This is a genomic window from Streptomyces sp. CA-294286 (assembly GCF_050947155.1).
GTDB lineage: Bacteria > Actinomycetota > Actinomycetes > Streptomycetales > Streptomycetaceae > Streptomyces.
On the sequence record NZ_CP192005.1, the window covers coordinates 4,807,017 to 4,827,158 of the forward strand.

General features: G+C 73.3%; 20 protein-coding genes. 11 read left to right on the forward strand and 9 right to left on the reverse strand.

Features of this window, described 5'->3' with window-relative positions:
* Positions 1-20: 20 nt before the first annotated feature.
* Positions 21-1,496 carry an MFS transporter gene (locus ACQPZG_RS25950; RefSeq protein ID WP_433548126.1) on the reverse strand — a complete coding sequence of 492 codons (1,476 nt, stop codon included), beginning with the start codon at positions 1,494-1,496 and terminating at the stop codon, positions 21-23.
* A 285-nt stretch (positions 1,497-1,781) separates the two neighbouring features.
* Here ACQPZG_RS25950 and ACQPZG_RS25955 point away from each other — a divergent pair, with 285 nt between their 5' ends.
* The 3 genes from ACQPZG_RS25955 to ACQPZG_RS25965 all read left to right on the forward strand — a co-directional run bounded on the left by ACQPZG_RS25955 (position 1,782) and on the right by ACQPZG_RS25965 (position 4,454).
* A complete protein-coding gene (locus ACQPZG_RS25955) occupies positions 1,782-3,032 on the forward strand; it encodes an acyl-CoA dehydrogenase family protein (protein ID WP_433548127.1) in 1,251 nt (416 codons plus the stop codon).
* Positions 3,033-3,105: 73 nt separating this feature from the next.
* Positions 3,106-3,822, forward strand: coding sequence for a VWA domain-containing protein (locus tag ACQPZG_RS25960; RefSeq protein ID WP_433548128.1), 717 nt, complete (start codon positions 3,106-3,108; stop codon positions 3,820-3,822).
* Positions 3,819-4,454, forward strand: a complete 636-nt coding sequence (locus tag ACQPZG_RS25965) for a HutD/Ves family protein (protein WP_433548129.1) — start codon at positions 3,819-3,821, stop codon at positions 4,452-4,454. The genes ACQPZG_RS25960 and ACQPZG_RS25965 overlap by 4 nt, the downstream gene beginning before the upstream one ends.
* A gap of 134 nt (positions 4,455-4,588) precedes the next feature.
* On the opposite strand, the gene ACQPZG_RS25970 is transcribed toward ACQPZG_RS25965, so the two are convergent.
* The 4 genes from ACQPZG_RS25970 to ACQPZG_RS25985 form a co-directional block, all read right to left on the reverse strand.
* Positions 4,589-4,786, reverse strand: coding sequence for a hypothetical protein (locus ACQPZG_RS25970; protein WP_433548130.1), 198 nt, complete (start codon positions 4,784-4,786; stop codon positions 4,589-4,591).
* A 171-nt stretch (positions 4,787-4,957) separates the two neighbouring features.
* The gene (locus ACQPZG_RS25975; protein WP_433548131.1) at positions 4,958-5,968 is read right to left on the reverse strand and encodes an acyl-CoA dehydrogenase family protein; all 1,011 of its coding nucleotides are present in this window, start codon (positions 5,966-5,968) and stop codon (positions 4,958-4,960) included.
* Positions 5,968-7,113 carry an acyl-CoA dehydrogenase family protein gene (locus ACQPZG_RS25980; protein WP_433548132.1) on the reverse strand — a complete coding sequence of 382 codons (1,146 nt, stop codon included), beginning with the start codon at positions 7,111-7,113 and terminating at the stop codon, positions 5,968-5,970. Before ACQPZG_RS25980 ends, ACQPZG_RS25975 begins: the two co-directional genes overlap by 1 nt.
* Before the next feature lie 5 nt (positions 7,114-7,118).
* Positions 7,119-8,015 carry an enoyl-CoA hydratase gene (locus tag ACQPZG_RS25985; RefSeq protein WP_433548133.1) on the reverse strand — a complete coding sequence of 299 codons (897 nt, stop codon included), beginning with the start codon at positions 8,013-8,015 and terminating at the stop codon, positions 7,119-7,121.
* Between the two features lie 49 nt (positions 8,016-8,064).
* Between ACQPZG_RS25985 and ACQPZG_RS25990 the strand changes: the two genes are divergently transcribed.
* The 6 genes from ACQPZG_RS25990 (at position 8,065) to ACQPZG_RS26015 (ending at position 14,103) form a co-directional block, all read left to right on the forward strand.
* Complete coding sequence (locus ACQPZG_RS25990) at positions 8,065-9,204, forward strand: acyl-CoA dehydrogenase family protein (protein WP_433548134.1); 1,140 nt, start codon at positions 8,065-8,067, stop codon at positions 9,202-9,204.
* Positions 9,201-10,019 carry an SDR family oxidoreductase gene (locus tag ACQPZG_RS25995; protein ID WP_433548135.1) on the forward strand — a complete coding sequence of 273 codons (819 nt, stop codon included), beginning with the start codon at positions 9,201-9,203 and terminating at the stop codon, positions 10,017-10,019. The genes ACQPZG_RS25990 and ACQPZG_RS25995 overlap by 4 nt, the downstream gene beginning before the upstream one ends.
* Before the next feature lie 25 nt (positions 10,020-10,044).
* Entirely contained in the window at positions 10,045-10,659 is a 615-nt protein-coding gene (locus ACQPZG_RS26000) for a TetR/AcrR family transcriptional regulator (RefSeq protein ID WP_433548136.1), read from the forward strand.
* 24 nt (positions 10,660-10,683) lie between these two features.
* On the forward strand, positions 10,684-11,841 hold the full coding sequence (locus tag ACQPZG_RS26005; RefSeq protein WP_433548137.1) for an acetyl-CoA C-acetyltransferase: 1,158 nt from the start codon (positions 10,684-10,686) through the stop codon (positions 11,839-11,841).
* 276 nt (positions 11,842-12,117) lie between these two features.
* Positions 12,118-12,321: a cold-shock protein gene (locus ACQPZG_RS26010; protein ID WP_003969786.1), complete on the forward strand. Its 204-nt coding sequence runs from the start codon at positions 12,118-12,120 to the stop codon at positions 12,319-12,321.
* A 147-nt stretch (positions 12,322-12,468) separates the two neighbouring features.
* The gene (locus ACQPZG_RS26015) at positions 12,469-14,103 is read left to right on the forward strand and encodes a DEAD/DEAH box helicase (protein WP_433548138.1); all 1,635 of its coding nucleotides are present in this window, start codon (positions 12,469-12,471) and stop codon (positions 14,101-14,103) included.
* Positions 14,104-14,263: 160 nt separating this feature from the next.
* Here the strand turns inward: ACQPZG_RS26015 and ACQPZG_RS26020 are convergent, their stop codons facing one another.
* The 4 genes from ACQPZG_RS26020 to ACQPZG_RS26035 are packed head-to-tail and all read right to left on the reverse strand — an operon-like array spanning position 14,264 to position 17,725.
* A complete protein-coding gene (locus ACQPZG_RS26020; protein WP_433548139.1) occupies positions 14,264-15,346 on the reverse strand; it encodes an NAD(P)H-dependent flavin oxidoreductase in 1,083 nt (360 codons plus the stop codon).
* Positions 15,346-16,095 carry a CoA-transferase subunit beta gene (locus ACQPZG_RS26025; RefSeq protein ID WP_433548140.1) on the reverse strand — a complete coding sequence of 250 codons (750 nt, stop codon included), beginning with the start codon at positions 16,093-16,095 and terminating at the stop codon, positions 15,346-15,348. The genes ACQPZG_RS26020 and ACQPZG_RS26025 overlap by 1 nt, the downstream gene beginning before the upstream one ends.
* Positions 16,092-16,943, reverse strand: a complete 852-nt coding sequence (locus tag ACQPZG_RS26030) for a CoA transferase subunit A (RefSeq protein WP_433548141.1) — start codon at positions 16,941-16,943, stop codon at positions 16,092-16,094. Before ACQPZG_RS26030 ends, ACQPZG_RS26025 begins: the two co-directional genes overlap by 4 nt.
* Entirely contained in the window at positions 16,940-17,725 is a 786-nt protein-coding gene (locus ACQPZG_RS26035) for an enoyl-CoA hydratase family protein (protein WP_433548142.1), read from the reverse strand. Before ACQPZG_RS26035 ends, ACQPZG_RS26030 begins: the two co-directional genes overlap by 4 nt.
* 67 nt (positions 17,726-17,792) lie before the next feature.
* Between ACQPZG_RS26035 and ACQPZG_RS26040 the strand changes: the two genes are divergently transcribed.
* Both ACQPZG_RS26040 and ACQPZG_RS26045 read left to right on the forward strand, forming a co-directional pair.
* Complete coding sequence (locus ACQPZG_RS26040; protein ID WP_433548143.1) at positions 17,793-18,578, forward strand: SDR family oxidoreductase; 786 nt, start codon at positions 17,793-17,795, stop codon at positions 18,576-18,578.
* A complete protein-coding gene (locus ACQPZG_RS26045; RefSeq protein ID WP_433548144.1) occupies positions 18,565-19,473 on the forward strand; it encodes an SDR family oxidoreductase in 909 nt (302 codons plus the stop codon). Before ACQPZG_RS26040 ends, ACQPZG_RS26045 begins: the two co-directional genes overlap by 14 nt.
* The last annotated feature ends 669 nt before the right edge of the window (positions 19,474-20,142 follow it).

Sequence of the window (20,142 nt, forward strand, 5' to 3'; positions counted from 1 at the left end):
GGCGCCGCGGCACGTTCCCGTCACCGGGCGAGGGACCGCGCGGGACGCGCGGCGGCCGTCGCGGCGGGGCCCTCCGGCAGGGGACGCAGCATCCGGTGCACCAGGACGGTCGCCGCAGCCATGAGCGCCGCCACGGCGCCCAGCGCGAGCTGCCAGACGTAAGTGAACTCGCCCGCCAGGAAAGCCTGTTGGGTCCCGGGCAGCTTGCCGGCCGCGACGTCGGCTGCCAGTGCCGCGTCGTCGAGCCTGCCGTGCAGCAGGGAGATCAGGGCCGCCCCGAAGACCGCCATCATCAAGGAGTTCGAGCCCGCCCGGACGGTGTTGAGGACACCGGAGGCCATGCCCACCCGCGCCGCGTCGACCATGCTCATCGCCTGCCCGTCGACGAGGCCCATGGCGAGCCCGCTCGCCACCCCGATCAGTACGAGCGGTGCCGCGAGCTGCGCCACGCCGGCGCCGGGGTGCAGGAGGACGGCGAGCAGGGCGTTGCCGACGGCCGACAGGCCGAGGGCGGTGACCAGCAGGTGGCGGGGTGGCACACCCCGGTTGACCAGGCGCGCGCCGAGCTGGGGGACGACGAAGACCGGGGCGGTCATCAGCAGCATGACGAGTCCCGCACCGCCCGCCGAGAGGCCGCTCGCGCCCTGGAGGTACGTCGGGAAGAAGATCATGACGCCGGAGGAGCCCATGGCGATGGCCGTGCCGCCCACGATCCACCCCATGAAGCCGCGGTGGCGGATCAGCGCGAGGTCGAGCAGCGGGTGATCGCTGCGGCGCTCGACGCGTACGAAGACGACGAGCAGGGCCGCTCCCGCCGCCAGACCCAGCCAGCGGGCCGTGCCGCTCTGGGTGATCGCGAACATGGTCAGGGCGAGCCCCGCGATGAACGTCGCCGCACCCGGCCGGTCCACCCGGGGCCGCAGCGCCGCCTTCGACTCCTGCATGAAGAACGTCGCTGACAGGATGACGACTCCGGCGACGCCGAAGACGAGGAACGTCGTGCGCCACCCGTAGGAGCCGACGAGCAGCCCCGACAGCGACGGTCCGACCGCGATGCCGATGCCCGCGACCGTGCCCACCGCCGCGAACACCCTGGTCCGCGCGGGCCCCTCGAAGGTCGAGGCGAGGATCGCGCCGCCGCCCGCCATCACCCCGGCGGCTCCGGCTCCGGCCAGCGTGCGGGTCGCGTCGAGGAGCAGGATGTCCTGTGCGGTGGAGGCCACGAGGGTGCCGACCGTGTAGAGGGCGGCTCCGGTCGCATACACCTTCCGGCGCCCGAAGAGGTCGCCGAGCGAGCCCGCGACGAGCATGACGGCGGAAGCGGTCAGGAAGTAGCCGGTGACCACCCACTGGAGGGCCGGGCCCGACGCGTCGAGGTCCCGGCCGATCTCCGGGAGCGCGATCGTCGTGCCGGACATCGACATGGGGAGGGTGAGATAGCCGAGGAGGACGATCAACAAGGTGACCGCGGGGCGGGAAACGCGCATCGGATTCATGGGCAGCAGCCAACAAGCTGAAGCGGACTTGAGGTCAAGAGTGCCCGCGGCCCCGGCCGCCACCGGCGTCCTCGCCGCGTGAAGATTCCGGCGCTCCCCGTTCGCGCCGGAGACATGTACGCCGCGGCGGGGTTCAATGCCCACCCGGCCGGATCCCGCGAACGCCCGGCCGGTTCCGCGGTTCCGCGCGCCGCGTTCGCTCTCCCGGCCCCCTGCCGTGCGACGCCGGGGGAGAAGCCCGGGGACGAACCGCGCCGCGCGGTGGGAAGAGAGGAACGACGCAGCATGAACGGGAGCATGTCGAACGCGCACACCCCGGCGGCGAACACGCCGACCGCGAGCAGCCCCCGGCCGGGCAGGCCGCGAACGGACAGCCCGCAGGGGGGCGATCCCGAAGCGCGCAGTCCCGGGACGGGCGGTCCCGATACGCGCAGTCCCGGGACGGGCGGTCCGAACCCCACCGAGGAGCAGGAGGCGCTGCGGGCGGCCGTACGGTCGGTCCTCACCCGGCACGAGGGCGCCGCCGCCTGGCCCCCGCTGACCCGGGACATCGGCATCGCCGCCCTGACGATCCCCGAGGAGTACGGCGGCCTTGGCTGTCCCGGCCGCGGAGAAGTGCACGTCGTCATGCAGGAGTTGGGCCGTGCACTGAGCCCCGTCCCCTACCTGGGCTCGGCGGTCCTCGCCACCGACGCGCTTATCGCCGCCGGCAACGACGAGGCGTGCGCCCGCCTGCTGCCGCCCCTCGCGCGGGGCGAGAGCACCGCGGCCCTCGCCTGGGCCGAAGCGGGTGCGGCGGGCGACGGCAGCCGGGGCAGCTGGGAGGCCGCCGACCTCACCACGACCGCCCAGGAGTCCGGTAACGGCGGCGACTGGCTGCTCACCGGCACGAAGGAGTACGTCCTCGGCGGCCCCGACGCCCCGGACGTCGTTCTCGCCCCCGCCCGTACCCCGTCCGGCATCGCACTCTTCGAACTCCGAGACCCCCAGGGGCTGTTCGACCCCCTGCCCACCATGGACCGCACCCGCCCCCTCGGGCGCGTCGTCCTCGACCGCGCCCCGGCCCGCCCGGTCTCCACCGAGGGCGCCCGTGTCCTCGCCCGGGTCCGGGACCTGGCCTGCACCGCGCTGGCCGCCGAACAGGTCGGCGCAGCCGCGAGGGCGTTGGAGATCACCGTGCAGTACACCAAGGACCGTGAGCAGTTCGGGCGGCCCATCGGCTCCTTCCAGGCGGTCAAGCACCGGCTCGCCGACCTGTACGTCCTGGTCGAGGAGGCCCGCTCGCTCGCCCTCGCCGCCACGGCCGCCGACGCCGCCCCCGAGCCGGCCGCCGCGGCGAAGGCCGCCTGTTCGGAGGCGTACCAGAAGGTCGCGGGCGAGATGATCCAACTGCACGGCGGCATCGGCATCACCTGGGAGCACCCCGCCCACGACCACTTCAAGCGTGCCCACTCCGCCGCCCACCTCCTCGGCCCGGCCGCCTCGCACCGCCGCCGGCTGGCCAGGCTGCTGGGTCTCGACGCCCCGTACCGGTGAGCCGGTTGGCGTAATCTCGGCGGTCCGGGAACGCACCGGCCCGGAACGCACGTACGGAAAGCGGGTCCGCCCCATGCCCATCGACCTCCGCAAGGTTCAGCAGACGGCTCCCGCGCTCGTCAGCCTCTACAAGAGCGCGGGCGTCAGCCTGCGCAAGAACGGACTGGGCGGGCAGCGTGCGGCGGTCTACCTGGTCGTCGACTACTCGGGGTCCATGCGGCCGTACTACCAGGACGGCAGTGTCCAGGCCCTCGCCGACCAGGTGCTGGGCCTCGCCGCGCACCTCGACGACGACGGAACGGTCCCGACCGTGTTCTTCTCCACGGACGTCGACGCGGTCACCGAGATCGAACTGGCGCACCACCGGGGTCGCGTGGAGCAGATCACGCGGAGCCTCGGCCACATGGGGAAAACCAGCTACCACCTGGCGATGGACGCCGTCATCGACCACTACCTGGACAGCGGCGCGACCGCCCCCGCCCTGGTGGTCTTCCAGACGGACGGCGGCCCGATCAACAAGCTCGCCGCCGAACGCCATCTCTGCAAGGCCGCCCGGCTCCCGCTGTTCTGGCAGTTCGTGGGATTCGGCAACACCCGCAGCACGCAGTTCGACTTTCTGCGCAAGCTCGACGAACTCGCCGTTCCGCAGAAGCGGTTGGTCGACAACGCGGGCTACTTCCACGCGGGTGAGAACCCCTCCGCGCTCTCCGACGCGGACCTCTACGACCAGTTGCTGCGCGAATTCCCGAGCTGGCTCGCGGCGGCCCGCGCGCAAGGGGTCCTCCGGTGAGCACCCGGATCCTGCGCCACGCCGACCGCCCCGCCGTTCCCTGGAGGAACGGTGGCGGCCTCACCCGCGAGATCGCCTCCTGGCCGCCCGGCCCGGGAGCGTCCGGCTTCGCGTGGCGGGTGAGCCTGGCGGAGGTCGCCGCCGACGGCCCGTTCTCCGTCTTCCCCGGCGTGGACCGCGTCCTGACGATGGTCGAGGGCGCCGGGATGGCCCTCGCCCTCGCGGACGGCACGCCCCGATCCCGCCTGGTCGACGCCCGCTACGCGCCCCAGCACTTCCCCGGTGACGTGCCCACCGACTGCCGCCTCCTCGACGGCCCGGTGGTCAACCTCAACGTGATGCACCGCCGCACGAGCGGCCTGACGGTCCACGTCGACATCGCCCGGGGCCCCCGCCGCCGATGGCCCGACGGGCCGGGCACCACGCTCGCGATCCCCCTGGACGCCCCGGCCGCCCTCGTCGGCAGCACCACGACCACCCTGCTGCCGTACGACGCCGTGCTGCGCACCGACACGGACCGCGGCGGGCATACGGGCACAGGCATCCGCAGCGACAGAGCCACCGGATCCGACGCGAACGGACTGCTGGAATGCGACGGCCGCCTGGCGCTCATCAGCGTGCGTCCGGCGTGAGCGCTGTGAGAACCGGCCCGCGAGCAGTGCGGGCCCGCCCCTCGCTCCCTGCCCGAGCGCCCCGCGGCACGGCCGTGCCCCGCACCCGAAAACCGCTGGGTGCGGGGCACGGCCGGGACCAGAACGTCCGACAGCTACTTCCCGACAGCCGGTCCCGCCTGGGAGACGGCCTCCGTGACGGTCTCGGTGGCCGACACCGCCACCTCGTCGAGCAGCTCGCCGGAGACGGGCAGCGAGCCGAGCTGGTCGGCGGGCGTCGCGGCGTGCGCACCCGGGGCGGGGGAGACCATAGCGGCGACAAAACCGGCGGCGAGGGACGCGACGGCGGCCATGCTTCGTTTCTTCATGCCCTGCCCAACGCGTGACGGGCGCAGGGGTCACGGCACAGCCGCCGTACGTTGCGACGGCCACCGTGCGCCCCCGCTGTCGAGCCCACCGCCCAGGTGCCGTCGCCTCCGGGTCACTGGAGCCCGGCGGTCGTGCGACGGGGGTGCGGAGGCGCCTCACGGCGGCCGGAAGGGGGGCCGGAAGGGAGGGCGGGTTCCGGCCGCGATCGCCTGTGCCGCCACCGCCTGTGCCTCCACCACCCGCGCCCGGCACGCCCCCGGCGTCCCCCACGCGTCCCGCAGGGGGCGTGCCTTGCGCAGCCACAGCGAGAGGTCGAGCTCCCGGGTGTAGCCGACGGCCCCGTGCAGTTGCAGTGCGGTGCGGGCCGCCGCGTACGCCGCTTCGCCCGCGCTCACCTTGGCCGCCGCGATGTCCGGCCCGCTCATGCCCAGCGCGGCCCCGTACAGCAGCGGGCGGGCGAATTCGAGTCCGATCAGGGTGTCCGCGAGCCGGTGCTTGACCGCCTGGAAGGACCCGATCGGCACCCCGAACTGGGTGCGCTGCTTCGTGTACGAGACCGTCTGCGCCAGCAGCGCGTCACCGACCCCCAGGGCCTGCGCGGCGGTCAGCAGACGCGCCACCTCCCGGGCACGGGCGACGGACGCGGGAGGAACGGGGACCGGTTCGCCCGCGTGCGGACGGTACAGCCGCCGCGCCCCGTCCACCGACACGTGCGGCTCTCCGCCCGGCGGGGCGAGCAGCGGATCCGGCGACAGCACGAACACGGCCTCGGCGACGTCCGCGTCCAGTGCGCACCCGCCGCCCTCCGCCAGCGTCACCATCGCCTCGCCCACCGCGATCCTGGGCAGCCACTCCGCGGCGAGCGGCGTGTCCGCCAGCAGCACGGCCGCCGCAGCCGTCTCCACGTACGGGCCGGGCACGGCGTGACGCCCCAACTGGTGGAAGGCGACGACCAGTTCGACGGGCAGCACGCCCGCCCCCGCGAACGTCTCCGGCACGGCAGGCGCGAAGAGGCCCGCGTCCGCCACCCGCTGCCACAGCGCCCGCCCCGGGCCGTGGTCGCCGGCCTCCCAGGCCCGTACGAGGGCCGGGGTGTCCGAGGCGGTCAGCAGCGCGTCGAGCGCGCGGGCGAAGTCGCGCTGCTCGGGGTCCAGGAGGAAACGCATCAGCGGCGGCCCTTCGGCAGGCCGAGGAGGCGCTCGGCGATGATGTCGCGCTGGATCTCGTTGGTTCCGGCGTAGAGGGGGCCGGCGAGTGCGAAGACGTACCCCTCGGCCCAGTCGTCGTCCGCCCGTTCGCCCTCGGGGCCGCGAAGGTCGAGGGCGGTCTCGTGCAGGGCGAGGTCGTACTCCGACCAGAACACCTTGTTCAGGCTGGACTCGGCGCCGACGGTCTCCCCGGCGGCGAACCGGGACGCGTTCGCCCAGGTGAAGAGCTGGTAGGCGCGGGCCCCGATCAGTGCGTCGGCGACCCGGTCCCGTACCGCGGTGTCGGCGAGGTCCGCGCGGGCGCGCCGGTCCGCGGCCAGCCGGTCGGCGGCGGCCAGGAAGCGGCCGGGGGAGCGCAGCATCAGACCGCGCTCGCTGCCGGTGGCGGCCATGGCGATGCGCCAGCCGTCCCCCGGCTCCCCGATGACGTCCGCGTCCGGTACGAAGACCTCGTCGAGGAAGATCTCGGCGAACGCGGGCTTGCCGTCGAGCCGCGCGAGGGGCCGCACCGTCACCCCCGGCGCCCGCAGGTCGAACATCAGACAGGTCAGCCCCCGGTGCGGCCCGCCCGCGTCCGAGTCGCTGCGGAAGAGGCCGAAGGCGCGGTCCGCGAAGGCCGCCCGCGACGACCAGGTCTTCTGCCCGGACAGCAGCCGGCCGCCCTCCACCGGTACGGCGGTCGACCGGAGCGAGGCGAGATCGGAGCCCGCTTCGGGCTCGGACCACGCCTGCGCCCAGACCACCTCCCCGGTCGCCATCGACGGCAGCACCCGCGCCCGCTGCTCCGGTGTCCCGTGGTCGAACAGGGTGGGGGCGAGGAGGCTGATGCCGTTCTGCGAGACCCGGCCGGGCGCGCCCGCCGCGAAGTACTCCTCCTCGAAGAGCAGCCACTGGACGAGGTCCGCACCTCGGCCCCCGTACTCCTCGGGCCACGTCACGACCGACCAGCGGTCCGCGGCCAGCCGTGCCTCCCAGGCGCGGTGGGCGGCGAAACCCTCCTCGGTTTCGAGGGAGGGCAGGGGTTCGGCGGGGACGTGGGCGGCGAGCCACGCCCGTGCCCGCGCCCGGAAGGCGGTCTGCTCGGGGCCGAGATCGAGGTCCACGGCACTCAGTCCCCGGCCCGCCGTGGCGGGTGCCCCAGCGAGGCCCTCATCGCGGCCACGTCCATCCCGCCCAGCGAGTCCTTCGCGGTCTCCGCGTTGTGCCCGTGCGCGAGGTGGTGCAGGCCGAAGACGGAGTCCAGCCCCGCGTGCAGGCCCTGGAGGTCCTCCGCCTGGTTCACGGCGCGCTTGGCGAGGGCCAGTCCGAAGCGCGGCATCTCCGCCACCCGCTCGGCCAACTCCTGCGTGCATTCGGCGAGTCGGGTCCGGTCCACCACGCGGTTGACCATGCCGACCTCGTACGCCCGGCGCGCGCTCATCCGGTCGCCCGTGAACAGGAACTCCTTGGCGATGCGCGGCGGCATCGCCCACGGGTGCGCGAAGTACTCGACGCCCGGGATGCCCATGCGTACGACGGGGTCCGCGAAGAACGCGTCCTCGGACGCCACGATCAGGTCGCACACCCACGCCAGCATCAGCCCGCCCGCCACGCACGCCCCCTGCACCGACGCCACGACCGGCTTCGGCAGCTCCCGCCAGCGCCTGCACATGCCCAGGTACACCTCGGACTCCCGGGCGAACCGGCTCTCGGCCCCCGCCTTGTCCGAGTGGTCCCACCACAGCCCGGCCCGGCGCTCGAAGGGAAGGTGCGCGTCCCGCCCGGGGGAGCCGATGTCGTGTCCGGCGCAGAAGTGCTCGCCCGCCCCGGCCAGGACGACCACCTTGACCCCGTCGTCCTCGGCGGCCCGGTAGAGGGCGGCGTCCAGGGCGTACGTCATGGCGGAGTTCTGGGCGTTGCGCAGGTGCGGGCGGTGGAGGGTGACGTGGGCGACGGGGCCCCGTCGCGCGTACAGCACGGGCTCGGAGTCGGGATCGGCGGGCGGGCCGGCAGTTTCGGCGGGCATGACGGAACCATCCTTCCCTAACAAGTGTTTGGTAGGTTAACGTACGGCCATGAGGAGCGTCGAGGAGTTCCGCACCGGCATCCGGAACTGGCTGCGGGAGCAACTCGGTGGCCCCTTCGCCCGGTTGAAGGGGCGGGGAGGGCCCGGCCGGGAGCACGAGGCGTTCGCCGCACGCCTCGCCTGGGAGCGGCACATGGCCGCGCACGGCTGGACCTGCGTCGGCTGGCCCGAGGAGTACGGCGGCCGGGGCGCGAGCGTCGAGGAACAGATCGCCTTCCACGAGGAGTACGCCCTCGCCGACGCACCCGCCCGCGTCAACCACATCGGCGAGCACCTCCTCGGCCCGACCCTCATCGCGCACGGGACCGACGCGCAGAAGGCCCGCTTCCTGCCGCCGATCGTCGCCGTCGAGGAACTCTGGTGCCAGGGCTACAGCGAGCCGGACGCGGGCTCCGACCTCGCCAACGTCCGTACCCGCGCCCACCTGTCGGACGGTCGGTGGGTGCTGAACGGCCAGAAGGTCTGGACCTCCCTCGCCCACGAGTCCCACTGGTGCTTCGTCGTCGCCCGCACCCGGCCGGGCTCCCGCCGGCACGCCGGACTCTCCTACCTCCTGGTCCCCATGGACCAGCCCGGCGTTCGAGTCCGTCCGATCGTCCAGCTCACCGGGACCTCCGAGTTCAACGAGGTCTTCTTCGACGACGCCCGCACCGACGCCGCGCACGTGGTGGGGGAGGCGGGCCACGGCTGGCGCATCGCCATGGCCACCCTCGGCTTCGAGCGCGGCGTGTCCACGCTCGGCCAACAGGTCGGTTTCCGGCGTGAGTTCGAGGGTTTGGTGGAGGTGGCGCGCCGCAACGGCGCCCTCGCCGAACCCGGGGTGCGGGACGCTCTCGTCCGTGCCTGGACCGGCCTGGAAGCGATGCGCACGCACTTCCGGCGCGGTGACGTCGAACCGTCCGTCGCCAAGCTGTACTGGGCGGGGTGGCATCGCGACCTGGGCGAACTGGCGATGCGGATCCGGGGCGCGGCGTCCCTGACCGCCGAGTCGGCCCCCTACGAACTCGACGACTGGCAGCGGCTGTTCCTGTTCTCCCGCGCCGACACGATCTACGCGGGCTCCGACGAGATCCAGCGCAACATCGTCGCCGAGCGCGTGCTCGGCCTGCCGAAGGAGGTACGGGCATGAGCGCCGACGAAGCCGGGACGGCCCCCGCGGACGCGACGGCCGCCACGTACGTGCAAGGGCACGGCCTGTTGAACGGCCGTACCGCGGTGATCACCGCAGCCGCCGGGGCCGGGATCGGCGGGGCGACCGCCCGGCGCTTCCTGGAGGAGGGGGCCCGGATCGTCCTCGGCGACGCCCACGCGCGCAGGCTCACGCAGGCCCGTGCCGCCCTCGCCGAGGAGTTCGGAGCCGACCGCGTCTCCGCCCTGCGCTGCGACGTCACGGACGAAGCAGAGGTCCAGGCGCTCCTCGCGCACGCCGAGCAGACCCACGGCCGCCTCGACGTCGTCGTCAACAACGCGGGGCTCGGCGGCACCGCCGCACTCGTCGACATGAGCGACGAACAGTGGTCCACCGTCCTGGACGTGACCCTGAACGGCACGTTCCGGTGCACCCGCGCCGCCCTGCGCTCCATGAAGTCCGCGGGCCGCGGCGGGATCGTCGTCAACAACGCCTCCGTCGTCGGCTGGCGGGCCCAGGCCGGACAGGCCCACTACGCAGCCGCCAAGGCGGGCGTCATGGCGCTCACCCGGTGCGCCGCCGTCGAGGCCGCCGCGTACGGGGTGCGCGTCAACGCCGTCGCGCCCAGCCTGGCCGTGCACCCGCACCTGGCGAAGGTCACCACCCCCGCCCTGCTGGAGGAACTGACCGCGCGCGAGGCGTTCGGCCGGTACGCCGAGCCGTGGGAGGTCGCCAACGTCATCGTCTTCCTGGCCAGCGGCTACTCCTCGTACATGACCGGGGAGACCGTCCCGGTCAGCAGCCGGCATGCGTGAACACCCGACCGCACACAATGAACGGGTGCCTACCAAGAAGAAGCCCCAGGCGACCCCGTCACCGCAGCGCCGCCGCGAACTCCTCGACACCGCGGCAGAGGTGTTCGCCGCACAGGGGTACAACGCGACCACCGTCCGCAGGATCGCCGACGCGGCGGGCATGCTCGCCGGCAGCCTCTACTACCACTTCGATTCCAAGGAATCGATGCTCGACGAGATCCTCTCCACCTTCCTGACCGAACTGTGGGAGGGGTACGACGCCGTCCTCGGCGCGGACCTCGGCCCCAGGGAGACCATCGAGGCCCTCGTCACCGAGTCCTTCCGGGAGATCGACCGGCACCGCGCCGCCGTCGCCATCTACCAGAAGGAGTCCAAGCACCTCGCCGCGCAGCCCCGCTTCCACTACCTCGCCGACTCGCAGACCAGGTTCGAGAAGGCATGGCTGGGAACGCTGGAGCGCGGGGTCGCCGCCGGGGCCTTCCGGGACGACCTCGACGTCCGCCTCACCTACCGCTTCGTGCGCGACACGGTGTGGGTCGCGGCGTCCTGGTACCGGCCGGGCGGCCGTCACCGCCCCGAGGAGATCGCCCGCCAGTACCTGTCGATGGTCCTGGACGGGATCGCCGTACGCACCGGATAACCTCACCGAACTGGAGTCGTCGCCATGGCCGAGGCATACATCGTCGAAGCGGTACGCACCCCCGTCGGCCGAAAGAACGGCGGACTCGGCGCCGTCCACCCGGCGGACCTGGGTGCGCACGTCCTGAAGGCCCTGGTCGAACGGTCCGGGATCGACCCGGGCGCCGTCGACGACGTCGTCTTCGGCTGTCTGGACGCGGTCGGTCCGCAGGCCGGCGACATCGCCCGCACCTCCTGGCTGGCGGCGGGCCTTCCCGAGGAGGTGCCGGGCGTGACCGTCGACCGGCAGTGCGGCTCCTCCCAGCAGGCGGTCCACTTCGCGGCCCAGGCGGTGCTGTCCGGAACACAGGACCTCGTCGTCGCGGGCGGCACCCAGAACATGACGCAGATCCCGCTCGCCTTCGCCTCCCGCGCGGCCGCCGAACCGCTGGGCCTCACCCAGGGCCCGTTCCTGGGCTCGCGGGGCTGGCGCGCCCGCTACGGTGACGCCCCCGTCGACCAGTTCCACGGCGCGCAGCTCATCGCCGACACCTGGGGCATCCCGCGCCGCGACATGGAGGAGTTCGCGCTGCGCTCGCACCAGCGGGCCGTGCGCGCCATCGACGAGGGCCGCTTCGAGCGGGAGACCGTGCCGTACGGGGACGTGGCCGTCGACGAGGGCCCGCGCCGGGACACCTCGCTGGCGAAGATGGCCGCCCTTCCCCCGGTGCGCGCGGGCGGCACCCTCACCGCCGCGTGCTCCTCCCCGGTCTCGGACGGGGCCGCCGCGATGCTGCTGGCCTCCGAGCGAGCGGTACGGGAGCACGGGCTGACCCCCCGCGCCCGCGTCCACCACCTGTCCGTCCGCGGCGAGGACCCCCTCCGCATGCTGACCGCCCCCCTCCCCGCCACCGCCCACGCCCTGCGCAGGACGGGCATGTCCGTCCACGACATCGACCTGGTGGAGATCAACGAGGCGTTCGCCCCGGTCGTCCTGGCCTGGCTCAAGGAAACCGGCGCCGACCCGGAGCGGGTCAACGTCAACGGCGGCGCCCTGGCCCTCGGCCACCCGCTGGGCGCCACCGGGGTGAGACTGATGACGACGCTGCTGCACGAGCTGGAGCGGACGGGCGGGCGGTACGGGCTCCAGACGATGTGCGAGGGCGGCGGACAGGCGAACGTGACGATCATCGAACGGGTGTAAAAGGGGGCCGCGCCCCGGAACCCCCGGGGATCCGGGGCGAGCGGCCGAAGAAGATCCACGTTCCCCCGTGCGCCTCCCGGGACGGCGTGCTACGGTAGCCGAGTTGCAGTTTTGGTACCCATGAACTTTATGTGCGCCTGACGAGAACGCTTCGACAGGCGCACATTTGTTTTATCCGGTCATTGCCTTCACGGCTCTCCGGATGGGGTCATTGCGGCGACGAGGAATTCGTAAAGTGCGAATTTCCGGCTCTGCCCCTGTTTTAGGAGAATAAAAATGGCTACTGGCACCGTGAAGTGGTTCAACTCGGAAAAGGGCTTCGGCTTCATTGAGCAGGACGGCGGCGGCGCCGACGTCTTCGCCCACTACTCCAACATCGCCACCTCGGGCTTCCGTGAGCTCCAGGAAGGCCAGAAGGTTTCCTTCGACGTCACGCAGGGCCAGAAGGGCCCGCAGGCGGAGAACATCGTCCCGGCCTAATCGCCCGGACGCGAACCTCCTAGCCGGGGCCCGCACCGAGAGGTGCGGGCCCCGGCTTGCGTTGTGTTCGCAGGCGGAGCCGAATTCCGGTGTTCCGCTGCCCGCCCGGCTCACTCGGGCGTCCTTTAGGAAGAAGGCAATTACTGCATGACCCGTTTCGAACGATCCTCCTCCGAGCGCACCGGCCGTCCGGCGCGCAACCGACCGTCGAGTGCCGCCCCGTCCCGGGGCCGCGGCAAGGCTTCGACGAAGACTTCCGGCAAGGGCTCCGCCCGCCGGTCCACGCCGCTCCAGGGTGAATTCGCACTGCCGGAGTCGATCACCCCCGCGCTGCCGTCGGTCGAGACTTTCGAAGCGCTGGACATGCCCGCCGCACTCCTCAAGACGCTCGCCGCGCAGGGGGTGAGCGAGCCGTTCCCGATCCAGGGTGCGACGCTCCCCAACTCCCTCGCCGGCCGGGACATCCTGGGCCGTGGCCGCACGGGCTCCGGCAAGACGCTGGCCTTCGGGCTGGCGATGCTGGCCCGTACCGCCGGACGGCGCTCCGAGCCGCACGCGCCGCTGGCGCTCGTCCTCGTACCGACGCGCGAACTCGCGCAGCAGGTCACGGACGCGCTGACGCCGTACGCGACCGCCGTCAACCTGCGGCTGACCACCGTGGTCGGCGGCATGTCGCTCACCAAGCAGGCCAACGCGCTGCGGCGCGGCGCGGAAGTCCTCGTCGCCACGCCGGGACGGCTGAAGGACCTCATCGAGCGGGGCGACGCCCGGCTCGACCAGGTCGCCATCACCGTCCTCGACGAGGCCGACCAGATGGCCGACATGGGCTTCATGCCCCAGGTCGTCGCGCTGCTCAAGCAGGTCGAGCCGGACGGACAGCGCATGCTGTTCTCCGCGACGCTCGACAAGAACATCGACAAGCTCGTCAAGATGTTCCTGACCGACCCGGTCGTGCACTCGGTGGACCCCTCCGCCGGCGCCGTCACCACGATGGAGCACCACGTGCTCTACGTCATGGACGAGACCGAGAAGAAGGCCGTCGCGGCGCGCATCGCCGCCCGCGAGGGCCGCGTGATCATGTTCGTGGACACCAAGCGCGCCGCCGACCGCTTCGCCAAGCGGCTGCTGGCCGCCGGCGTGTACGCGGCGGCGCTGCACGGCGGGCGTTCCCAGCCGCAGCGCAACCGCACCCTCGAACAGTTCAAGACCGGCAAGGTCACCGCCCTCGTCGCGACGAACGTCGCCGCGCGCGGCATCCACGTCGACGACCTCGACCTCGTCGTGAACGTCGACCCGCCGACCGACCACAAGGACTACCTGCACCGCGGCGGCCGTACCGCCCGCGCCGGTGAGTCCGGCTCCGTCGTCACGCTCGTCCTCCCCGAGGAGAAGCGCGAGATGACCCGGCTGATGAGCGACGCGGGCATCGACCCGCGCACCGCCCGCGTCAAGTCCACCGACGAGGAGCTGGCGTCCCTCACGGGCGCGCGCGAGCCGTCCGGCGTGGCCGTCGTCGTGGAGGTGCCGCAGCAGGTGCAGCAGCAGCCCGCCAAGCGCCGCCCCGCGGGCTCGGGCGGCGGCGCACGCAGCCGGACCCGCGGCGGCGGCGGTACGGGAACGGGCGGGCGCCCGGCGCGCACCGGTTCCGGCGGCGGCCAGCCCCGTACGGGCGGCGGCCAGGCGCGTACCGGCGGGGGCCAGTCCCGTGCCGGGGGCGGCCAGGGCCAGTCCTCGCAGCGGCGGCAGGGCGGCGGCCAGGGCGGCCGTCGCACCGCTGCCTGACCGTGCGACCCGAGGAACGAAAGGGCTGACCCTGCGTTAGCTGAAGTGCTGGGCCCGGAACTCCGCCGACTGCGGAGGTCCGGGCCCGGCCCTTTTCGTCGGTCGGGCAGGCGGGCCCCGGCTCCGCGCCGCACTTGCGGAGAGCGTTGCCCGTGCCGGATCACCGGGCACTCACCCCGGGGGCGGGCGGAGTGCGGTGCAGTGCGTGCAGGTCCTCCAGGGCCGCGTCCGCCTCGGCCATGATGCGTGTCACGAGAGCCGCACAACTCGGCAGGTCGTCGATCACGCCGGCGACCTGGCCCGACGCCATCACCCCGAGGTCGGTGCGGCCGTCGACCATCGAAGCCCTCAGCAGCACCGGGGTGTTGGCGGCCAGCAGGACCTGACCCCACGTCATCTCCCGTCCGTGCTTCATCGCGAGGCCGTCCCGGACCATCCGCGACCACGACATGCCGGACAGCTTCCTGAACCCGGCGGCACGCCCCACCGCCCGTACGAGTGCCCTCGTACGGCCCGCCCGCTCCAGCGAGTCGACCAGCTCCGAGCGCAGCATCCGGTGCGGCAGCCCGTCGAGCGCGGTCGTGACGGTGATGTCCTTGACGGTCGCCGCCAGGTACGTCGCCTTCACGGCGGCCGGAACGGGGGAGTCGGACGTGAGCAGGAAGCGGGTGCCCATGGCGACGCCCGCCGCCCCGTACGCAAGAGCGGCGACCAGGCCGCGCCCGTCGTGGAAGCCGCCCGCGGCGACGACCGGAACGTCCACCGCGTCCACGACCTGCGGCAGCAGCACGGTCGTCGCCACGTCCCCGGTGTGCCCGCCCCCCTCACCGCCCTGCACGATCACCGCGTCCGCACCCCACGCCGCGACCTTCTCCGCGTGCCGGCGCGCCCCCACCGACGGGATCACGACGACGCCCGCGTCCTTCAGCTCGCGGATCAGGTCACGGGAGGGCGCGAGGGCGAACGACGCCACCCGCACGCCCTCGTCGACGACGATCCGTACCCGCTCCCGCGCATCCCCCGCGTCGGCGCGCAGATTGACGCCGAAGGGCGCGTCCGTACGGGACTTGACCTCGCGTACGGCCTGCCGGAGCTGCTCGACGGTCATCGTCGCGGAGGCCAGGATGCCCAGCGCCCCCGCGTCGGCGGTCGCGCAGACCAGCCGCGGGCCGGACACCCAGCCCATACCCGTCTGGACCAGCGGGTGCCGCACGCCGACGAGACGTGTCAGAGCGGTCTCCACTACGGCTTCACCTCCCGGTCGCGGGCTCCGTGCGGGTCGATGACGTCGCGGATCAGGCGCAGTTCGGCGGCGGTCGGCGCCCGCGTGCACGGCACGTCCCCCGCGGGCAGGACGAGCGGGAAGCCGGTGGCCGCGAGAACCTCGTCGACGGTGACGCCCGGATGCACGGAAACCAGACGCATCGCGTGGCCGGGCGTCTCGAAGTCGAGGACGCCGAGGTCGCTCACCACGCGGGGGAGGCGGTGGAAACGGGTCGCGGAGCGACCGGCGGCAGCGGCACTGTCGTACCCGACACCGCAGATCATGTCGACCTTCTCGACGAAGACCCGGGCCGAGTGCCGCGGCACCCAGTAACTGGTCGCGTGGTTCAGGGTGTTGACGGGCGCGCCGCGCACGCCCAGGAGCTGGCGGGCGGGCTGCCGCCAGTCACCGATGCAGGAGATGTTCTGGTTGCCGAACCGGTCGAGCTGGCTCGCGCCCATCATCACGTGCCGCTTGCCGCCGGTGGCCAGGGCGAGGTGACGGCGGTACGGAAGCCACCCCTCGGGCGTCCCGTCGAGGCCGACGACCAGCGCCTCGCCGTCGGTGAGCAGGAGGTCGGGGGAGAAGGTGCGCTTGGCGAGGCGGGCGCCGACGGAGGGGATCGTCCCCATGGGGGCGGCGAGGATCTCGCCGTCGTCGCGCCATGCCTCGGCGCAGGCGACGACGCAGTACTCGGCGCGGGTGGGCGGGCGTGCCGGGATGCTCATGTCCGCTCCCCGCGCCACGCCAGGACCGCGTCCTGGTACGCCGCCTCGTCCGCGCCCGCGAGGAAGCGGCCCGCGAACCCGGACCATGCGGTGCCGGCGTACAGCCGCTGGAAGGGCTCGTCGCGCCCGTAGTCGGGGGCGCAGGAGGTGAAGTGCGCGCCGTTGGGGCTCTCGACGACTCCGGTGACGGAGGTCCGGTTGAGGAGGAGCGACTGCACGGGGGCGTCCTTCGTCAACTCGGCGCTGTCCACCAGACGTTCGCAGGAGACGTACGCGGCGTCGGCGGCCTCGCAGAACAGGTCGTCGAAGTACGGGTCGGGGCCCAGGTACTGGCCGTTGCCGAGCCGGTCCGCGCGGTTCATGTGGACGAGCGCCGCGTCCAGCCGGAGGGCGGGCATCGCGACGAAGGTCTCGCCGTCCTCGTACGGTGAAGTGACCGTCCGCAAAGCGGGGTTGACGCGCATGACGTCGGAGCCCAGGCCCGCGCGGACGGGCAGGAACGGCAGCCGGTTCGCGGCGGCGTGCAGGCCCCACAGGAACATCGCCTCGTCGATCTCCGTCAGCGCCAGGGCGCGGTGTTCGCGGGCGGCGCGGAAATGCGGTTCGAGGGGGATCGAGTCGAGGGTCACGAACGCGGTGACCAGCCTGCGGATCCTCCCGGCCGCCGCGAGCAGGCCCACGTCCGGGCCGCCGCAGGAGACGACGGTGAGGTCGGTGAGCCCGCTGCGCAGGACCGCGCGGACCAGGGCCATCGGCTTGCGCCGGGACCCCCAGCCGCCGATGCCCAGCGTCATGCCGCAGCTCAGCCGGGAGACGACCTCTTCGGGGGTCATCGTCTTGTCCGTCACCGGGTGCCCTCCTCGCCTTCGCGGCCGGACCGGCCGAAGCCGCTCCGGACCCGCTCGGCGGTTCCGCTGAGGCCGGCCTCGAAGGTGAAGCCCTGCTCGTAGCGGTAGCTGCGGCGCACGTCCACCGGGTCGATGCCGTTGAGGGCGGCCTTCGCGAGGCGGAGGAGACCGCCGTCCTTGAGGGCGATCTCGCGGGCCAGCTCCCGTGCCGCGGTGTGGAGCCGTTCGCGCGGTACGACCTTCCACACCGACCCGTGGTGGTGCAGCTCCTGCGCGGTGACGGTCCGCGAGGTGTAGTAGAGGGCGCGCATCAGGTGCTGGGGGACGAGGCGCGAGAGATGGGTGGCCGCGCCGAGGGCCCCCCGGTCCAGTTCGGGCAGGCCGAAGACGGCGTCCTCGGCGGCGACGACGGCGTCCGCGTTGCCGACGAGGCCGATGCCGCCGCCCAGGCAGAAGCCCGCCACGGCGGCGACGACCGGCACTTCGCACTCGTACACGGCGGCGAATGCCTCCGCGCAGCCGCTGTTCGCGCCGATCAGCGCCACGTGCCCGCCGCCGTCCGCGCTCTCGCGCTGCAACTCCTTGAGGTCGACGCCCGCGTTGAAGCCGCGGGAGGCGGCCGGAGCGGTGAGCACGACGCAGCTCACCTCCTTCTGCCGGCCGGCCGCGCGCAGGGCGTCCGCCAGCTCGTACCAGCCCCTGACGGGCAGCGCGTTGACAGGTGGGAAGTCGACAGTGACGACGGCGACGCCCTTTTCGGGGCGGGAGGTGGAGACACCCATGAGCCCATCAGCTACCTTTCCACCAAACGTTTGTTAGGTGCGGGTCCGGTCAGGAAGGTAGCAGCGAATGGAACTGGAGGGGAGGGTCGCCGTCGTCACCGGCGGCACGCGCGGGGTCGGCGCGGGCATCGCGCGGTGCTTCCTGGCGGCGGGCGCACAGGTCGTGGTCTGCGCCCGGAGACCCCCGCGCACACCGGCCCGAGCAGCGGACCGCCAGGCCGATTTCAGGCCCGTGGACCTGAGGTCGGCGGACGCGGTACGGGACTTCTTCGCCGAGGTCGTGGACCGGTACGGACGCCTCGACGTGCTGGTCAACAACGCGGGCGGAACCCCGTACCGACTGCTCGGGGAAGCCGGGGCCCAGCGGCACGCCAGAGTGGTGGAACTCAACCTCCTCGCCCCGCTGACCGCCTCGCTCGCGGCCTACGAGCACCTGCGCGCCGCCCGCGGATCCGTCGTGATGATCGGCAGCGTGAGCGGCACCCGCCCCTCGCCGGGAACCGCCGCCTACGGTGCCGCGAAGGCGGGGCTGGAGAACCTGGCCCGGTCGATGGCGGTGGAATGGGCGCCCGAAGTACGGGTGAACACCCTGATGCCGGGAATCGTGCGGACGGAACTCTCCCCCCTCCACTACGGCGACGAGGCGGGCCTGGCCGCCGTCGCGCGGACGATCCCGGCCGGCCGGCCCGCCGAACCGTCCGACATCGGGGGCGCCGCCGTCTTCCTCGCCTCGCCCGCAGCCGCGTACATCAGCGGGGCGTCACTGCTGGTGCACGGCGGCGGCGAGCGCCCCGCCTTCCTGGCCGCGGCAACGGTCAACCAACCCGAGGAGAGCCGAGATGGGTATCGCTGACGGCCGCGTCGTGATCGTGACGGGAGCCGGCCGGGGTCTGGGCCGCGCCCATGCGCTCGCCTTCGCGGCGGAGGGCGCACGGGTGGTCGTGAACGACCTGGGAGTCACGGCCGACGGTGCGGGAGCGTCGAGCGGGCCGGCCGAGGAAGTCGTCGCGGCCATCCGCAAGTCCGGCGGCGACGCCGTCGCGCACGCGGGCGACGTCGCGACGACGCACGGCGCGGCCACGCTGATCGCGGCGGCGGTCGACACGTACGGCAGGCTCGACACCCTCGTCAACAACGCCGGGTTCCTGCGTGACCGCATGCTGGTCAACCTGGACGAGGACGACTGGGACGCGGTCGTGCGCGTCCACCTCAAGGGCCACTTCCTGCCGCTGAAGCACGCGGCGCAGTGGTGGCGGGCCGGAGCGCGGGCCGGCCGCCGGACGCGGGCGCGGGTCGTCAACACCAGCTCCGGAGCGGGCCTGCTGGGGAGCGTCGGGCAGGGCAACTACAGCGCCGCCAAGGCCGGGATCGTCGGCCTGACACTGGTGGCCGCCGCCGAGATGGGCCGGTACGGAGTCCAGGTCAACGCACTGGCACCGGCGGCGCGGACCCGGATGACACAGGAGACCTTCGCGGACCGGATGACGGCGCCGGCGGCGGGCGCCTTCGACGCGATGGCGCCCGAGAACGTGTCACCGCTCGTGGTGTGGCTGGGCTCGACGGCATCCGACGGAGTCACCGGACGCGTCTTCGAGGCGGCGGCGGGCCGGATCACCGTCATGGAGGGATGGCGTCCCGGCCCCACGATCGACAAGGGTTCACAGTGGACACCCGCCGAAGCGGGAAGGGCCGCGACGGAACTCCTCGCGCGCGCGGAGCCACCGCAGGGGGCCTACGGGGCGCGGTAAGCGGTGTACGGGGCGCGGTGGGCGGGGGCCTGGCGGAGGCGCGGGTCCGGTCGGGGTGGGCCGGTCGGGCGGGTCGGCTTGGCCTGCCGGCTCGGTGCGGTGCCCCCAGCAGGCTGTTGGGGGCGGCTGTTCCCGGAGGCCGGGGCGGGGCCGGGGGAGAGCCGGGGTCGGCTCCGGTGCGCGGGGTGGTGCCGCGCCTTGCATCCCTGCTCGGGCGGTCCTGCCTCGGGCGCTCGTGCCCGTGGCGGTCCTGCGCCGGGGTCCTGCCCAGGGCGGCCCCTGCGTCGGGGGGCTCCCGGGCGGTTCTCCCGGGAGGGCCTTTCGCGCACGGTCTCGTCCTGCACGGCCTTTCCCGCGCACGGCCTCGCCGCGCACGGCTTTGTCCCGCGTCGACAACGGCGCCTCGAAGACGGCCTCGGCTCCGGCGGGCGTCGCCGCAGGAGTGGCAAGGTTCCATGTGTCCGGCGGGGGCTACCGCAGGCGTAGCGAGCTCCTGTGTGCGTCCGCCGCGTGTCACCGCGGGCGAGGCAGGGCTCCATGTGTCCGGCAGGGGTTACCGCAGACGTGGCGAGGTCCTGGGTATCCGGCGGGCGGCGTCACCGCAGGCGTGGCAAGGTTCCGTGCGTCCGGCGGGGGTCACCGCAGGAGTGGCAAGGTTCCATGTGCCCG

Excerpts from the sequence above, each read along its gene's own strand:
- ACQPZG_RS25950 (WP_433548126.1), bottom strand. The coding sequence starts at position 1,496 with ATGAATCCGATGCGCGTTTCCCGCCCCGCGGTCACCTTGTTGATCGTC.
- ACQPZG_RS25955 (WP_433548127.1), top strand. The coding sequence starts at position 1,782 with ATGAACGGGAGCATGTCGAACGCGCACACCCCGGCGGCGAACACGCCG.
- ACQPZG_RS25960 (WP_433548128.1), top strand. The coding sequence starts at position 3,106 with ATGCCCATCGACCTCCGCAAGGTTCAGCAGACGGCTCCCGCGCTCGTC.
- ACQPZG_RS25970 (WP_433548130.1), bottom strand. The coding sequence starts at position 4,786 with ATGGCCGCCGTCGCGTCCCTCGCCGCCGGTTTTGTCGCCGCTATGGTC.
- ACQPZG_RS25975 (WP_433548131.1), bottom strand. The coding sequence starts at position 5,968 with ATGCGTTTCCTCCTGGACCCCGAGCAGCGCGACTTCGCCCGCGCGCTC.
- ACQPZG_RS25985 (WP_433548133.1), bottom strand. The coding sequence starts at position 8,015 with ATGCCCGCCGAAACTGCCGGCCCGCCCGCCGATCCCGACTCCGAGCCC.
- ACQPZG_RS25990 (WP_433548134.1), top strand. The coding sequence starts at position 8,065 with ATGAGGAGCGTCGAGGAGTTCCGCACCGGCATCCGGAACTGGCTGCGG.
- ACQPZG_RS25995 (WP_433548135.1), top strand. The coding sequence starts at position 9,201 with ATGAGCGCCGACGAAGCCGGGACGGCCCCCGCGGACGCGACGGCCGCC.
- ACQPZG_RS26005 (WP_433548137.1), top strand. The coding sequence starts at position 10,684 with ATGGCCGAGGCATACATCGTCGAAGCGGTACGCACCCCCGTCGGCCGA.
- ACQPZG_RS26010 (WP_003969786.1), top strand. The coding sequence starts at position 12,118 with ATGGCTACTGGCACCGTGAAGTGGTTCAACTCGGAAAAGGGCTTCGGC.
- ACQPZG_RS26015 (WP_433548138.1), top strand. The coding sequence starts at position 12,469 with ATGACCCGTTTCGAACGATCCTCCTCCGAGCGCACCGGCCGTCCGGCG.
- ACQPZG_RS26025 (WP_433548140.1), bottom strand. The coding sequence starts at position 16,095 with ATGAGCATCCCGGCACGCCCGCCCACCCGCGCCGAGTACTGCGTCGTC.
- ACQPZG_RS26035 (WP_433548142.1), bottom strand. The coding sequence starts at position 17,725 with ATGGGTGTCTCCACCTCCCGCCCCGAAAAGGGCGTCGCCGTCGTCACT.
- ACQPZG_RS26040 (WP_433548143.1), top strand. The coding sequence starts at position 17,793 with ATGGAACTGGAGGGGAGGGTCGCCGTCGTCACCGGCGGCACGCGCGGG.
- ACQPZG_RS26045 (WP_433548144.1), top strand. The coding sequence starts at position 18,565 with ATGGGTATCGCTGACGGCCGCGTCGTGATCGTGACGGGAGCCGGCCGG.